Genomic DNA, 12393 nt, shown 5'->3' with positions numbered 1-12393 from the left:
TTCTGACGGACGAGCGGCGGCTCCTCCCTGGGGATGAGGGCGGATCACGGAATGATTGCGAAGATCGTTATGCCGTAGTCCCGACCTGAAAGAGATGGTTGATGACAGTACGCATAGAAACCTCCCGCCGTCGGCGGGCTATCTCCGGACTCGGGCTGAGCGGGCTGCTCCTGGCGTGCGTCATCGCTCCCGCCGCACCCGCCGCGGCCGCCGCGACGGCCGAGCCCGCGCCGTCGGCGTCCGAAGCCGGTCTTGACCGCCAGGCCCTCCGGCAGACCCTCGACGCGATTCGGGCCGCGGGTATGTACGGCGTCTACTCCGGCGTCCGCGACGGGTCCGCGCGGTGGAACGACGCCGCCGGAGTGGCGGACGTGGACACGAAACGCCCGGTCAAGCCGGATATGCAGCACCGGGTCGGCAGCATCACCAAGACGTTCACCGCCGTGGCGATCCTCCAGCAGGTCGAGAAGGGGCGGATCGACCTCAACGCACCGATCGCCCGCTACCTTCCCGACCTCATCCCGGGAGAACGGGGACAGCGCGTCACCGTGCGGATGCTGCTGAACCACACCAGCGGCATCGCCGACTTCATTCCCGGCGCCTTCCCCTCACTGGTCCAGGGGTCGGGGCAGAGCCTGGACGACAACCGGTTCCGCACGTTCCGTCCGGAAGAACTGGCGAGCATCGGCCTTGGCTTTCCGCCCACGAACGAGCCGGGACAGGTCTCGATCTACTCCAACACCAATTACGTGATCGCCGGGATGCTCCTGCGGAAGGTCACCCGCACCGACCCCGAGCGGTACATCACCGACCAGGTGATCCGCAAGGCGGGGCTCCGCGAGACGTACTTCCCTCGCACGCCGTTCATCACCGGCCCGCACTCCAAGGCGTACGAGGCGTTGTACGGACTGATCGACCCGCCGCGTGACTACAGCGTCTACAACATGTCCTGGGGCGGCACGGCCGGGGCGCTCGTGTCGACCATGGACGACCTCAACAGGTTCTACCGCCTGCTGCTGGGCGGGAAGATCCTGCGTCCCGCGGAGCTCGCCCAGATGAAGACCACGGTCCCGGTCACCGACGGGCTGGGCAACGTCGTGATGAACTACGGCCTCGGCATCTACAACGAGCCCACGCCCTGCGGCCCGGCCTGGGGACACAGCGGAGGCGTGTTCGGGATGGGCACCTACGCCATGGCCAGCGAGGACGGCACCCGCCAGATCTCCATGGGCTTCAACCTCATGAAGTACAACGAGATCGACCAGAACGGCCAGCTCCTGCCGCACCCGATCGACTACGCGATCGGAGGCCACCTGCTCCAGGCCATGTGCGGCTCGGCTGCCCCCACGGCCAGGGGCGCGCAGCCCTGGGCCCCGTTCCAGGCCGACCAGGTCCGCGTCAAGCGTTAGAGCTCCCATGCGGACCCGGGATCCCCGCCGAGGCGGATCCCGGGTCCGCCTCGTGGAAGGGGCGGGCGCCGTCGGGATCAGAGGCCGTGCCGGCGGTCTCCGAGCACGCGTTCGCAGACCTCCCGTTCCTCCTGCGCGGAGAAGGGGGCGCGACGGGCGGCGACGGCCAGGCGGGTCTCCTCGGCGACCAGGTCGGCGTTGATCGCCGCACCGGCGCGCAGCCCCGCTCCGGCCGCGCCGATGACCTGCTCGGTCAGGTTGGTCACGTTGCCGGCCACCCACACTCCGGGGACCTCCGTCGCCCCGGTCGGGTCGGAGGCGACGTAGCTGCCGATCACGTGCCCTGCCATCTCCTGCTCGGTCGCGCCGAGGCCCAGGCCGGTGAGGACGTCCGCGCGGGCGGTGAAGCACGGGGCCACCACCAGCGCCTGGCAGGGGATCGTCCGGCCGTCGGCCAGGGTCACGCCGGTGAGCCGGTCGCCCGTCACCGCCAGCGCCGTCACCGGCCCGTCCAGCACGGTGACGTCACGGGCGGCCAGCTGCTCGTACTCCTCCTCGCCGAGCTTGACCTCGGCGTGCAGGAAAAGGGTCACCTCCTTGCTCCACTGGCGCCACAGCAGGGCCTGATGCACCGCCATCGGCCCGGTGGCCAGGACTCCGATCGACTGGTCGCGGACCTCCCATCCGTGGCAGTACGGGCAGTGCAGCACCTCACGCCCCCATCGCTCGGCCACCCCCGGCACCTGCGGCAGCTCGTCGACCAGGCCGGTGGTCACCAGCAACCGGCTCGCCACGACCGCGGACCCGTCTTCGAGCGCGACGCGGAAGCCACCGTCCCCGCGGCGCTCGACCACCACGTCGTAACGCCGCTCCCCTTCCGCGGGGACGGCGGTCATGTCCTGTTCTCTCTGTACGGTCATGCGAAGCATCTCCTCCGTTCGGGTTCGGAGGAGATACTCCGCCAGCAGTTCCTCAACTGACAAACAGCATTGCTAAAACGGCAAACAGCGGGACGGCGGGCGACGACCTCTCGACCGTCGTGGGCTCCCGCCCGCGACCTCTGCGGCAGGCCCAGTGGATCATGACCTCCGGGTGAGAAGTCGTGTCCGGGCCTCCGGCTCAAACCAAGATCCCGACCCGCGACCGCCGTACTAGGGTTCCCAGATGAGCGAGGTCAGGCGGGAACTCGTGAATGACACCCCCGGAGCGCGGCTCCTCGACGCCGCGCGGGCGGGTGACTCCGACGCCTTCGGGCATCTGGTCGATCCGTTCCGCGGCGAGTTGCAGGCGCACTGTTACCGGATGCTCGGGTCGGTCCACGATGCCGAGGACGCGACGCAGGACGCGCTGGTGCGGGCCTGGCGGAGTCTGGAGCGGTTCGACGGCCGCGGCTCGATCCGGCCCTGGCTGTACAAGATCGCGACCAACAGGTGCCTGACGCTGCTCGAAGGCCGGAGCCGCCGGGAACTCCCCACCGATCTCAGCCCGGGTGCCGCGCCGCTCGCCGAGATCTCGTGGCTGGAGCCGTACCCCGACGAGAGACCGGGCGGGGCGGATCCGGACCCCGAGACCCGTTACATGGCACGCGAAGGTGTGGAGCTGGCCTTCGTCGCCGCGCTCCAGCATCTGCCGGCGCGCCAGCGGGCCGTCCTGGTGCTGCGCGAGGTCCTCTGCTTTCCGGCGAGCGAGGTCGCGGACCTGCTGGAGACCACGGTCGCCTCGGTCAACAGCGCGCTGCAGCGAGCTCGCAAGGTCCTCGGCCACCGGCTTCCCGGCACCGGCCGGCAGGCGACCTCGCGCTCCCTGGGCGAGGAGGAGCTTCGAAGGCTGGCGGACCGGTACGCGACCGCGTGGGAGGCGGGAGACGTCGAGGCCATCGTGGCGATGCTGACCCACGACGCCAGGTACGCGATGCCACCGTTGACGGAATGGTACGAGGGACGCGACGCCATCAGGGCCTTCCTGATCGAGCGGCCGCTGACCCGGCGGTGGCGTTTCCTGCCGGCGCGGGCGAACGGGCAGCTCGCGTTCGGCACCTACATGTGGGACGAGGACAGGGCCGCCTACATCGCGACGGGGCTCGACCTGATCGCGCTGCGGGGCCCGAGGATCGCCGACGTCGTCTCGTTCCTGACCCCGGAGATCTTCGCCTTGTTCGGTCTTCCCGACGAGATCGTGGATTGATCCGGTCTCGGGCGATGAGTTCCGGGCCTTCCGCGGGTTGTACACGGTGAAGGAACCCGACCACCACGCAGGAGGCGACCATGTTGCTCAAGGGCAAGAACGCGATCATCTACGGAGGCGGCGGCTCGGTCGGAGGTGCCGTCGCCCGTGCGTTCGCCCGTGAGGGGGCGAGGGTCTTCCTCGCCGGGCGGACCCGGGCGACGCTGGAGACGGTCGCCGACCAGATCCGCGCCGCGGGAGGCGCGGCCGAGACCGCCGAGGTCGACGCGCTGGACGAGAGGTCGGTCGACAAGCACGCGGCCGCCGTCGCGACCGGGGCGGGAAGCATCGACGTGTCCCTCAACGTGATCTCGGACGGTGACGTGCAGGGAACACCGATGATCGATATGCCGCTGGAAGACTACCTGCGCCCGGTCACAACCTCCGTGAGCTCGAAATTCCTCACCTCGCGCGCCGCCGCCCGGCACATGGCCGGACAGCGGTCAGGCGTGATCATGACCTTCGGCGGGCCGGGCGACCGGGGCTCGATGCGCGGCTACGACCTGGGAGGTCTGCTGGTGGCGTTCGACGCGGTCGAGTCCATGCGGCGCCAGCTGGCCTCCGAGCTCTCGCCGTACGGGATCCGCGTCGTCACCCTGCAGACCGGCGGCCTGCCCGAGACGATTCCCGCCGGCTCCGGCCTGCGCGCGGCCATCGAGGGCGACATTGTCGGGCGGACCCTGACCGGGCGGGCGGCGTCGCTGGAGGACGTCGGCAACGTGGCCGTCTTCGCCGCCTCGGACTGGGCCCGCACCGTGACGGGGTCCGTGATCAACATGACCTGCGGCGCGGTCCTGGACTGAGAGGTACGGCCACACGGTCCGGGCCTCCGGGCCTCCGGGCCGTAAAGGGCTGAGGGCCTTTGGGCCGTGAAGGGCCGAGAGAGGACGGTGCCTTTCCGCCGCCGGCCGGCCGGCGGCGGAAAGGCACCGTCCGATCGACCGGCCCGGCCACGACGGGTCACGGTTCGATGGTGAGGTTTCCGATCAGCCCGTCGTGGAGCGTGAACCGGTAGCGAAGGTCCACCTACCCGCCGGGGAAGTCGCCTTTCAGGTGGTTGACGACGGTGTAGTGCGTGTCGTCGGCCCTGTGGGCCTCGGTGAGCCGGGTGGTGTAGGTGTACTCGCTCGCCGCGCGTGTCAGCCACGTCTCGACCGCCGCCGTGCCGATGTGGGTGTCTCCGTCGTCGGTCACGACGGCGTCGCCGGTGAAGGCGCCGATCGCCGTGGCCGTGTCACGTACGCGGTGGGCGTCCAGGTAGCGGGTGATCGTCTCGGGAAGCTCGGCGGGGTCGATGGGCCGGGCCTGCGTCTGGTCGTTCACGTCTTCTCCTCAGGAGATGCGGGTGTACGGGATGTGCGCGTCAGACGGTGGGGACGGTGCCGCCGTCGATGACGTGCGCGGGTCAGACGGTGGGGACGGTGCCGCCGTCGATGACGTACTCGGCACCGACGATGGCGGAGGCGCGGTCGGAGACCAGGAAGGCCACGAGTTCGGCGACCTCCTCCGGCCGGCTGGGGCGGCCGAGGGGGATGCCGCCGAGAGAGTCCATCAGCTTCCGCAGCGCGGCCTGGCGGTCGGTGCCGGCGTCGGCGGCGATGCGGTCGACGAGATCGTCGGCAGCGCCGGTCCGCACGAAACCCGGGGCGACGCTGTTGACCCGGACGCCGTGCGGGGCGACCTCGTTGGCCAGTCCCTTGCTGTAGGTGGCCAGGGCCGCCTTGGCCGCGGCGTAGGCCAGCGTCCCGTTGTACAGGGGCATGCGGCGCTGGATCGAGGAGACGTGGACGATCGCGCCGGAGCGGTTCTCGATCATTTTGGGCAGCAGCCCCCGGTCCAGGCGCACGGCGGCCAGCAGGTTGATGTTGAGCTCCCCGAACCACTCCTCGTCACCCAGGACGGCATCCGCGGCGTGCATCCGCAGGTGCTCACCGACCGCGGCCTGGCCGCCGCCGCCCGTGACGCGGCCGGGCGCTCCCCGGTCCCGGTGGATGTGAACGTCTCCCTGCCGCGGCGGCTGCCCGAGGCGGTGGAGGTGACCGCCTACTACGTCGTCTCCGAGGCTCTGGCGAACATCGCCAAGCACAGCCGGGCAGGCAGGGCCCGGGTGCTCGGCCTGCTGGTCGACGATACGCTGATCATGGAGATTCGCGACGACGGGGTCGGCGGTGCCGATCCGGCCGGCGGCACCGGTCTGATCGGACTGGCCGACAGGGTGGCCGTGGTCGACGGCAGGCTGTCCCTGTCCAGTCCGGCCGGCGGGCCGACAACGATGCGAGTGGAGATTCCGTGCGGGTAGTGATCGCCGAGGACGCCGTTCTTCTCCGTGAGGGCCTGGTCGGCCTGCTGGAACGCTTCGGGCACACGGTCGCCGCCTCGGTTGGCGACGCCGTCTCCCTCGTCACCGCGGTGGAGGAGCACCGGCCCGACATCGTGGTGGTCGATGTGCGGATGCCGCCCGGCTTCACCGACGAAGGGCTGCGCGCCGCGCTCGTACTGCGCACGACGCACCCGGAACTGGCCGTGCTGGTGCTCAGCCAGTACGTCGAGCAGACCTACGCCGCCGAGTTGCTCGGCTCCGGTCGTGGCACGGGCATCGGTTACCTGCTCAAGGAGCGGATCGGTGACGTCGGCGAGTTCGTCGACGCGCTCGTCCGGATCGCGGAGGGCGGCACGGTCATCGACCCCGAGGTGGTGCGGCAGTTGCTCAGCGGGCGGCGCGATCCGCTGCGGCGCCTTACTCCGCGGGAGCTGGAAGTGCTCGCCCTGATCGCCGAGGGACGGGCCAACGCCTCGATAGCCCAGGCTCTTTTCGTCACCGGCGCGGCGGTCGCCAAGCACATCGCGAGCATCTTCACCAAGCTCGATCTCCCGCCCGCCGCCGACGGCCACCGCCGCGTCCTGGCCGTCCTGACCTACTTGCAGGCCGAGCCGAGGTAGTGCCAGATCTACCCCGGGACCTGGTCCCCGCGCCAATGTGCGGCGGGCGCCGCACCGGTTGGATCGACGGCATGACAACGACCTCTTTTGAATTCCCCGGCCGCTGGGTTGAGGGTGCCGGGCTTGTCCTCGGTCCGGTTCTGATGCTCACCGGAGTGCTGCTCCGCGTGGATTTCGGTGATTTCTTCCCCGAGCAACTCGCGGCGTTCTCCACCGACCCCGGCCGGATGACCGTCTCCTACAGCGCCTTCGCCGCGGGGAACGTCCTGCTGTGGCCTGCCGTCATCGCGCTGGTCCGGCGCGCGTGGGCGACCCAGCCGCGGTGGGCGCTGTGGGGTGGTGTGATGGTCGTGCTCGGGCTGTTCGCCCGCGCCTTCCACACCGGGATCAATCACCTGATCTTCCAGATCGCCGACGCCCAGGGGGTGGAGGCGGGGCGGAAGGCGGTCGACGGCTACTACGGTGCGTTCCACGTGCTTCAACCGTTGTCGATCGCGATCTTCTTCGGCTGGGTCGTGCTGGCCGTCGGCGTATGGCGGGCAGGCGTGCTGGGGATCGTCAGGTCCCTCGCCCTGGCATCGATGAGCGCGCTGCCGATCGGCGTGCTCAAGGGCACGGGTCCGATGTCGATCGTCGCCACCCTCGGCCTGTGCGTGGCGCTGGTGCCGCTGGGGACGCGCGTCCTCAAAGACGGGCCCGCCCCCAGGTGGTGGGCCTATCCGCTCGCGCTGGGCGTGGGCACCGCGGCCGTGCTCCTCGGCATGGCCGGTTGACGGCCGGGAACGGCGGCGACCGCTTCTTCGGGGCGCGGGGTACGGCTACGCCCCGAAGAAGCGGTCGCGGCCGGCGAAGCGCGTCATTTGACGAGCAGCGTGCCGAACACGAGGTCGAAGAAGGAGTCGAAGGCCTCCGCCGAGCGGTCGGCGCGGGCTCCGAGGAGCGTGCCCTCCCAGGCGTGGAGGACGAAGCGGGCCGTCGTCTCAGGGTCGAGATCGGCGCGCACCGTACCGGCGCGCCGGGCCTCGCCGAGCGCCGCCGCGATCAGGACGGCCCACTGCCTGAAGCTGTTCCGAACGGCGGTGTGGATCACGTCGCTGTGATCGGCGACCTCGGCGCTGAAGTTGCCGACGAGACACCCCCGCGTGATCCCGCGCCGTACGTTCTCGTCACGGAGGAACTCGAAGTGGGCTCGCAGGCGCGTCAGGGGTTCGACGGAGGTGTCGGCGAGCTCCCGCAGGCGGAGCCCCTCGGCGTAGCGCTCCAGCGCCACGACGGCCAGGGCCTCCTTGCTGTCGAAGTGGTTGTAGAACGACCCCTTCGGCACTCCGGCCGCATCGGTGATGTTCTTCACCCCGGCCGCGCTGTAGCCATGGGCGTGGAACTGCTCCAGCCCCGCCTCGACGATCTCCTCGCGCATGCTCCGCCTGGCCATGTCGCACCTCCTGACTCAATATGGCCAGTCGTCTTAGACTCTGTCAAATCCCGGCCGCCGACCGGGCCGAGCCACCGCCACCCCTGGCCTCCGAGCCGCGGAAACACGCGAAATACAATGGTCGGGCGCATACTCCCGGCCGCTCCTCGCGGTGCGCGGCCCGACCACTCGAATGGAACCCCATGACGTGGGGAGGAGCGAATGGCCAAGCTGCTGGCGGTCAACGTCGGCCTGCCGAAGGACGTCTCCTGGCAGGGCAGGAACGTGCACACCGGGGTGTGGAAGCAGCCCGTCACCGGACCCCGGATGGTGCGCCGGCTCAACATCGACGGAGACGGCCAGGGAGACCTCGCCGGACACGGCGGTGAGTACCGCGCGGTGCTGGTCTACCAGATCGACTCCTATCGCCACTGGCAGGAGCGGCTCGGACGCGACGACTTCGTCTACGGGCAGTTCGGGGAGAACTTCACCGTCGACGGCCTGCCGGACGACGAGGTGTGCGTCGGAGACCGGTACCGGATCGGCGAGGCGGTGTTCGAGGTCACCCAGCCGCGCGTCACCTGCTACCGGGTGGGCCTGCGGATGGACGAACCGCGAATGCCCTCCTTGCTGGTGTCCCACCGGCGGCCGGGGTTCTACCTCCGGGTCCTCACCGAGGGACGGGTGGAGGCGGGAGAGGAGATCGTCAAGGTCGGCTCCGGCCCGGAGGGCATGACCGTCGCGGAGATCGACGCCCTGCTGTACCTGCCCGGTCACCCCCGCGACCAGCTCGCCCGTGCCTTGCGCATCCCCGCCCTCAGTCCCGGCTGGAAGGGCTCCCTGCGGGCGCTGCTCGACCAGGCCGACGGCGTCCCGGGCAAACCGGCGGGCAACGCCGGGCTGGCCCCGGCCTCCGCCGGTCCGCCACCCGCATGGGACGGGTTCCGGCCGCTGAGGGTCGCCCGCGTCGACGCGGAGAGCACGAGCGTGTTCTCCCTGACGCTGGCCGCCGTCGACGGCAGGCCGCTCCCGGAGGCCCTGCCGGGACAGTTCCTCACCCTCCGGCTGCGCCCGGACACCGCGGCTCCCCCGCTCATCCGCAGTTACTCGATGTCCGGTCCTCCGGGGGCCGCGTGCTATCGCATCAGTGTGAAGCAGGAGCCGGAGGGCGCCGCCAGCGGCTACCTCCGCGCTCACCTGCGCGCCGGAGACGTCCTCGACGTCGCGGCCCCCAGGGGCGCCTTCACCCTGGAGGCCGGCGACTCACCGGTCCTGCTGGTGTCCGCCGGCATCGGCGCCACCCCCGTCCTGGCCATGCTGCACGCGCTGGCCGCCACCCGCGCCGCGCGCGAGGTGTGGTGGCTGTACGGAACACGCGACGGCACCGAGCACCCTTTCGCCCGGGAGAGCCGCGACCTGCTGGCCCGGCTTCCGAACGCGCACGAGCACGTTTTCTACAGCCGTCCGGCACCCGGCGACCGGCAGGGCGTCGACTACGCGACCGCGGGCCGGATATCGGCCGACCTGCTTCGCCGCCTCCGCGTTCCCCGGGCCGCCGACGCCTACCTGTGCGGTCCCCCGGCGTTCATGCGCGAGCTTCCCGCCGCACTCGCCTCCTCGGAACTCGTTCCCGCCCACGTCCACACGGAGATCTTCGGCGCGGGACCGGCCCTGACGCCCGGCCTGACCGATGTCTCCGCGCGGCCGGTGCACCCGCCGGAAGGCCCGCCGGGCACGGGGCCGTCGGTCTCGTTCGCGCGCAGCGGCCTCACCGTCGGATGGGACTCCGCGTACGGGAGCCTGCTCGAACTGGCGGAGGCCTGCGACGTGCCGACCCGCTGGTCATGCCGTACCGGCGTCTGCCACACCTGCGAGAGCGGCCTGCTGTCCGGGGCCGTGGGCTACTCCCCCGAACCGGTGGAGCCGCCGGCCGAGGGCGACGTCCTGATCTGCTGCTCCCAGCCCCGGGAGGATCTCGTCCTGGACCTCTGACCTCGCTTCGCGCGGACTCCGGCGGCGCGACGGCGTCGCGTGGATCACCACCCGTCCCGGGAGCGCCGGCGCCGGGTTCCGTTCGGAGGAGACTCCGAGGATCAGGCCGAGCCCCACCCGCTCACAGCCAGCCGGGCAGCACGAGCACCAGCCAGGTGGCGAGCGGTGCCACCATCACGATGACCGCGCCGTAAGCGATCAGCTTGCGGAAGAAGGCGTCCCGGTCCACCCCCTGCGCATTGGCGAGGACCAGCGCCCCGTTGGTCGAGAAGGGGCTGCAGTCGACGATGGTCGAGGAGACCGCGAGCGCCGCGATCACTCCTACGGCGCCGACCTCGCCCATGAGCAGGAACGGCACGGCCAGGGGGATCGTCGAACCGAGCACCCCGACCGACGAGGCGAAGGCGGACACGATGGCCCCGATGTAGCAGAGCAGGAGGGCGGTGATCAGCGGTGCGCCGATATGAGCGACGCCTTCCCCGACGGCCTTGATCGTGCCCATCTTCTCGAGCACCCCGACGTAGGTGATCACACCGCTGATCAGCAGGACGGTGGACCAGCTGATCTTTTCCACCGCTCCCTTCTGAGCCTGGGGAGAGAGGATCGCGAGCAGCACCGCCACGGTGATCGAGACGAAGCCGACCTCGAGATCAAACGCGAGGGCGCCGACGCCCAGCACCAGCAGGCCGACGACGGTGAGGATCTGATCGCGTGTCGGGCGGAGGGTCGTCGTCCGCGTCCCGCCCCGCTCGCCGTCCCGTTCTCCACCCTGGACGTCACCGTGGACGTCGCCCTGGACGCCGCCCTGGACGCCGCCCTGGACGTCGCTCTGAACGCCATCCTGCTCCGATCGATCCAGGGGCTCTTTACGCGACAGCAGTTCCCGTCCGCCGAACAGGACGAAGATGATCAGCGCTACCACGGTGTTGAAGGCCAGGCTGCTCAGGAAGACGGCGATCGCGCTGTCCGGCAGCCCGGCCCGTTCGACCACCTCGTTGACGATCCCGCCGTAGATGCTGATCGGGGAGAAACCCCCGCCTGGGCCCCGTGCACCACCATCAGGCCCATGAGCAGCGGGTTGATACGGTGCTGCGCGGCGAACCCGAGGGCGATCGGGGCGATGATGGCCACGGCGGCCGGACTCACCGCGCCGATCGCGGTCAGGACGGCGGCGACGCCGAACATGATCCAGGGAATCGCGGCGATGCGGCCGCGGACCCCGCGTACGGCCAGCCGGACGAGCCAGTTCACCGTCCCGTTGTTCTGGGCGATGGCGAAGAGATAGGTGATGCCGACCAGGGTCAGGAACAGGTCTCCGGGAAAGCCCGCGAAGATGTCGTCCGCGGACAGGCCCGCCACGTAGACGCCGACCAGGAACGCCGCCGCGAACGCGATCGCCCCCATGTTCACCGGCAACAGGGTGGCTATGACGAACATCGCCACCAGCGCGAGAATCGAAATGATCTCTGGAGACATGCCTGCTCCGAAGGCTCGAAGGGTGGAGGGCGGTCTGGCGAGTGAGCCGGGCCGCCTCCGGCCGATCATGACGAGAGTAAGGCGATCATCGCGGGAATGGCCATGGTATGGGGGAAGATTTCACCAGGACCGTTACCGCGGGTAAAGTGCGCGGGAATATCCGTGCGACGGCCGGTCGGGCCCCGAGGACGCTCGCCGTCCTGGTCTAGTCTCGCTGTCGTGACGATCAAGAACTCGCACTGCTCCTTCTGCGGTACGGCCTTCGCCCCCGGCCTGCCGTGGCCGCGCACCTGCTCCGCCTGCGGGAACACCGGCTACCTCAACCCGCTGCCGGTCGCGGTGATGGTGCTGCCGGTGGGCGACGGCCTGCTGGTCGTCCGGCGTGACGTCGAACCGCACCGAGGCGGGCTCGCCCTGCCCGGCGGGTTCATCGACCTGGGCGAGTCCTGGCAGCAGGCGGCCGTCCGGGAGCTCCGCGAGGAGACCGGCGTCGTCGTCGACGCGGACGAGGTGCGGCTCTTCGACGTGCACAGCGCCCCCGACGGCACCGTACTGATCTTCGCCTTGGGTCCGCCGACCGACCCGGCCGCCCTCCCCCCGGTCGCGCCCACGTCCGAGACGACGGAGTGGCTGCTGATCGACAGGCCGCGTGAGCTGGCGTTCCCGCTGCACACCCGGATCGTGGCGACGTATTTCGACCTGGGATGACGACCCGTCCGGCGGGCCTGCCGGGGCGGCCCCACAAAGCGCGGATCGCGGCCACCGGGCGGAGGCATCGGATCCCGGCGGTTTGTCGTGGCCCTCGTCCTGCCGGTAGACCTGATGGTCCGGGTCACCCCGCGGCATGGGCGTCGGCCTCGGACGTTCGTCGTCTTCGTGATCGGTCGAGGCGTTCGGCCGACGGCGGTTCGACACTCCGGCCGCCCGTGGCGGCCCGGCTGT

14 protein-coding genes are annotated in these 12393 nt (G+C 70.5%); 8 read left to right on the top strand and 6 right to left on the bottom strand.

Translation table 11 applies throughout. From position 1 onward, the window contains the following. The first annotated feature begins 101 nt into the window (after nucleotides 1-101). Complete coding sequence (locus J2853_RS08965) at nucleotides 102-1409, top strand: serine hydrolase domain-containing protein (protein ID WP_307556514.1); 1308 nt, start codon at nucleotides 102-104, stop codon at nucleotides 1407-1409. 77 nt (nucleotides 1410-1486) lie between these two features. On the opposite strand, the gene J2853_RS08960 is transcribed toward J2853_RS08965, so the two are convergent. Then, nucleotides 1487-2329: an NAD(P)/FAD-dependent oxidoreductase gene (locus J2853_RS08960; protein WP_307556513.1), complete on the bottom strand. Its 843-nt coding sequence runs from the start codon at nucleotides 2327-2329 to the stop codon at nucleotides 1487-1489. A gap of 244 nt (nucleotides 2330-2573) precedes the next feature. Here J2853_RS08960 and J2853_RS08955 point away from each other — a divergent pair, with 244 nt between their 5' ends. Beyond that, nucleotides 2574-3593: a sigma-70 family RNA polymerase sigma factor gene (locus J2853_RS08955; RefSeq protein WP_307556512.1), complete on the top strand. Its 1020-nt coding sequence runs from the start codon at nucleotides 2574-2576 to the stop codon at nucleotides 3591-3593. 80 nt (nucleotides 3594-3673) lie between these two features. Further along, nucleotides 3674-4435: an SDR family NAD(P)-dependent oxidoreductase gene (locus J2853_RS08950; RefSeq protein WP_307556511.1), complete on the top strand. Its 762-nt coding sequence runs from the start codon at nucleotides 3674-3676 to the stop codon at nucleotides 4433-4435. Between the two features lie 223 nt (nucleotides 4436-4658). Here J2853_RS08950 and J2853_RS08945 read toward each other — a convergent pair whose 3' ends face one another. Beyond that, nucleotides 4659-4955, bottom strand: coding sequence for a hypothetical protein (locus J2853_RS08945; RefSeq protein ID WP_307556510.1), 297 nt, complete (start codon nucleotides 4953-4955; stop codon nucleotides 4659-4661). Between the two features lie 82 nt (nucleotides 4956-5037). Continuing rightward, nucleotides 5038-5550 carry an oxidoreductase gene (locus J2853_RS08940; protein WP_307556509.1) on the bottom strand — a complete coding sequence of 171 codons (513 nt, stop codon included), beginning with the start codon at nucleotides 5548-5550 and terminating at the stop codon, nucleotides 5038-5040. Here J2853_RS08940 and J2853_RS08935 point away from each other — a divergent pair. The 3 genes from J2853_RS08935 (at nucleotide 5545) to J2853_RS08925 (ending at nucleotide 7345) form a co-directional block, all read left to right on the top strand. Continuing rightward, complete coding sequence (locus J2853_RS08935) at nucleotides 5545-5931, top strand: sensor histidine kinase (RefSeq protein WP_307556508.1); 387 nt, start codon at nucleotides 5545-5547, stop codon at nucleotides 5929-5931. The two genes, J2853_RS08940 and J2853_RS08935, sit on opposite strands and share 6 nt — an antisense overlap. After that, nucleotides 5922-6572, top strand: coding sequence for a response regulator (locus tag J2853_RS08930; RefSeq protein ID WP_307556507.1), 651 nt, complete (start codon nucleotides 5922-5924; stop codon nucleotides 6570-6572). The genes J2853_RS08935 and J2853_RS08930 overlap by 10 nt, the downstream gene beginning before the upstream one ends. 71 nt (nucleotides 6573-6643) lie before the next feature. Further along, nucleotides 6644-7345: a hypothetical protein gene (locus tag J2853_RS08925; protein ID WP_307556506.1), complete on the top strand. Its 702-nt coding sequence runs from the start codon at nucleotides 6644-6646 to the stop codon at nucleotides 7343-7345. 83 nt (nucleotides 7346-7428) lie between these two features. Here the strand turns inward: J2853_RS08925 and J2853_RS08920 are convergent, their stop codons facing one another. Continuing rightward, entirely contained in the window at nucleotides 7429-8004 is a 576-nt protein-coding gene (locus tag J2853_RS08920) for a TetR/AcrR family transcriptional regulator (RefSeq protein ID WP_307556505.1), read from the bottom strand. Nucleotides 8005-8205: 201 nt separating this feature from the next. Here J2853_RS08920 and J2853_RS08915 point away from each other — a divergent pair, with 201 nt between their 5' ends. After that, the gene (locus tag J2853_RS08915; RefSeq protein ID WP_307556504.1) at nucleotides 8206-9975 is read left to right on the top strand and encodes an MOSC and FAD-binding oxidoreductase domain-containing protein; all 1770 of its coding nucleotides are present in this window, start codon (nucleotides 8206-8208) and stop codon (nucleotides 9973-9975) included. Nucleotides 9976-10096: 121 nt separating this feature from the next. Here J2853_RS08915 and J2853_RS08910 read toward each other — a convergent pair whose 3' ends face one another. Together J2853_RS08910 and J2853_RS08905 are read right to left on the bottom strand one after the other, a co-directional pair. Then, nucleotides 10097-10966: an SLC13 family permease gene (locus J2853_RS08910; protein WP_307556503.1), complete on the bottom strand. Its 870-nt coding sequence runs from the start codon at nucleotides 10964-10966 to the stop codon at nucleotides 10097-10099. Further along, entirely contained in the window at nucleotides 10918-11451 is a 534-nt protein-coding gene (locus J2853_RS08905; RefSeq protein WP_307556502.1) for an SLC13 family permease, read from the bottom strand. Before J2853_RS08905 ends, J2853_RS08910 begins: the two co-directional genes overlap by 49 nt. Before the next feature lie 219 nt (nucleotides 11452-11670). Between J2853_RS08905 and J2853_RS08900 the strand changes: the two genes are divergently transcribed. Then, nucleotides 11671-12159, top strand: coding sequence for an NUDIX domain-containing protein (locus J2853_RS08900; RefSeq protein ID WP_307556501.1), 489 nt, complete (start codon nucleotides 11671-11673; stop codon nucleotides 12157-12159). Nucleotides 12160-12393 lie beyond the last annotated feature (234 nt).

It is taken from the genome of Streptosporangium lutulentum (assembly GCF_030811455.1).
In the GTDB taxonomy this organism is placed as follows: Bacteria; Actinomycetota; Actinomycetes; order Streptosporangiales; family Streptosporangiaceae; genus Streptosporangium; species Streptosporangium lutulentum.
Note: the sequence above shows the minus strand (reverse complement) of the source record. Positions and strands in the feature narration are given on the sequence as shown.

Coding starts and splice junctions, on each gene's coding strand:
- J2853_RS08965 (WP_307556514.1), top strand. CDS start 102: ATGACAGTACGCATAGAAACCTCCCGCCGTCGGCGGGCTATCTCCGGA.
- J2853_RS08960 (WP_307556513.1), bottom strand. CDS start 2,329: ATGACCGTACAGAGAGAACAGGACATGACCGCCGTCCCCGCGGAAGGG.
- J2853_RS08955 (WP_307556512.1), top strand. CDS start 2,574: ATGAGCGAGGTCAGGCGGGAACTCGTGAATGACACCCCCGGAGCGCGG.
- J2853_RS08950 (WP_307556511.1), top strand. CDS start 3,674: ATGTTGCTCAAGGGCAAGAACGCGATCATCTACGGAGGCGGCGGCTCG.
- J2853_RS08940 (WP_307556509.1), bottom strand. CDS start 5,550: ATGCACGCCGCGGATGCCGTCCTGGGTGACGAGGAGTGGTTCGGGGAG.
- J2853_RS08925 (WP_307556506.1), top strand. CDS start 6,644: ATGACAACGACCTCTTTTGAATTCCCCGGCCGCTGGGTTGAGGGTGCC.
- J2853_RS08920 (WP_307556505.1), bottom strand. CDS start 8,004: ATGGCCAGGCGGAGCATGCGCGAGGAGATCGTCGAGGCGGGGCTGGAG.
- J2853_RS08915 (WP_307556504.1), top strand. CDS start 8,206: ATGGCCAAGCTGCTGGCGGTCAACGTCGGCCTGCCGAAGGACGTCTCC.
- J2853_RS08905 (WP_307556502.1), bottom strand. CDS start 11,451: ATGTCTCCAGAGATCATTTCGATTCTCGCGCTGGTGGCGATGTTCGTC.